Source organism: Bartonella sp. AD328YNZD (assembly GCF_042196425.1).
Genome location: NZ_JBHIQG010000441.1, coordinates 1 through 1,727 on the forward strand (window position 1 = coordinate 1; position 1,727 = coordinate 1,727).

General features: G+C 35.6%; 2 protein-coding genes. Both read left to right on the top strand.

What is annotated here, in order from left to right:
• A partial coding sequence (locus tag ACFIO3_RS12640; RefSeq protein ID WP_375704571.1) for a hypothetical protein occupies window positions 1-859 on the top strand: 859 nt, incomplete at its 5' end.
• Between the two features lie 254 nt (window positions 860-1,113).
• On the top strand, window positions 1,114-1,727 hold a 614-nt coding region (locus tag ACFIO3_RS12645; RefSeq protein ID WP_375704572.1), incomplete at its 3' end, for a DnaB-like helicase N-terminal domain-containing protein.

Genomic DNA, 1,727 nt, shown 5'->3' on the forward strand with positions numbered 1-1,727 from the left:
AAAATATGAACTTATAGACGAAATAAAAAAAGTTTACGATGCTGAAACTCGTCAACCTAAATACTTTTATCGCATTCGTGCATTAAGGGATTTCGATGATGTCAAGGCTGGTCAATTGGGCGGCTTTATTGAAAAGGAAGATAACCTTTCTCATGATGGCAATTGCTGGGTTTATGACGATGCAATTGCAGCATATGATGCCGTTGTGAGTGAAAATGCTAAAATACGTAATGAAGCCGTTGTTGCTGAAAATGCTAAAGTTTATGGTAATGCTGTAGTGAGTGATAAAGCCAAGGTTTATGGTCGTGATACCCATGTTTATGGCAATGCTGAGATTTTTGATAATGCTAGTATTAGTGGTACCATGTGGGTTCGTGGCAAGGGGTGGGTTTATGGCAAGTGTGTGGTTAATGGCAATGCCAAGGTTTATGATCATGCTAAGATTTGTGGTCAAGTTTGTGATAATGCCGTGGTTTATGGAAAAGCTTTTATTAGTATAGAGGCAAAAATTTATGACAATGCCAAGGTTTGGCATAGCGCTTATGTGAAGGGCTTTGTTTATGGCAATGCAAAAGTATCAGGATCTGCTTCTATTTATGAGGGGGCGCATATTTTTGATAAGGCAAGGGTTTATGGAAAAGCGGTTGTTTATAAAGATGTCAAGGTTTATGGCAATGCGCGTGTTTATGAGAATGCCATGATTTATGAAAAAGTAGAAATCTATGATGATGCATGTGTTTCTAACAGATCTATTATTGCTGAGGGTGTAAAAATTTATGGCAATGCCGTTCTTAAAGAAAAGAAAATATTCCGTGAAGATATTTGTAGTAATGATGCCATTAGTGAAAAAGCAGCGTAAATAACATAACGGGGCGGGGGGCTGCTTTATAGCAAAAAAGCCGCGTCCTTTAAGACACGGCTTTCATGAGCAAAACAATTAGCGATCTAAATAAACGATTAAAGTAACCAATCGAAATATAAAAGAACATCTCTTTATTGCACAAAACGTATCAAAAAGCAAGCTGTTAAGTAAAATAAAAATGGGATTCACACTGTAGATTCAGTGATTTATAATTATCATTTATCAAATCAATTTAAATCATAATGAATAAAATGAACGCTGTTAAATTACCTTCTTTTCAAACAGAAGAAAAATCTTCTTTTCGTCAACTTCCCCATAATATTGAAGCTGAAAAAGCTTTGCTCGGTGCTATCATTATCAATAATAATGCTCTTGATAGCGTTTCTGATTTTTTAAAAGCAGAGCATTTTTTTGAACCGTTGCATCAAAAGCTTTTTGATATCATTTCACAAATTATTCAAAAGGGAAGAATTGCAGATCCCATTACTATTAAGCCCTTTGTTGAAAATGATGCGAAAATTGGTGACATCACTGTATATAATTACGTGGTGCGTTTAGCTAAAGAAGCTGTAACAATCATTAATACTAAAGATTATGGGAGTGTCATTTATGATCTGTTTATCCGACGCTCTTTAATTAACCTTGGCACTCAAGTTGTGAATAGAGCTTATGATGTTTCTGTAGAACTTACAACATCACAACAAATTGAAACTGTTGAAAATCAGTTATTTGAGCTAGCAGAAAAAGGAAAATATGGAGGTGGGTTTGAAAACTTTGATACAGCCATTGCAAAAGCACTTAACATGGCAAGTGCTGCGAAAAAGCGTTCCTCACAGCTTTCAGGGATAGCTACCCATATCAAAAC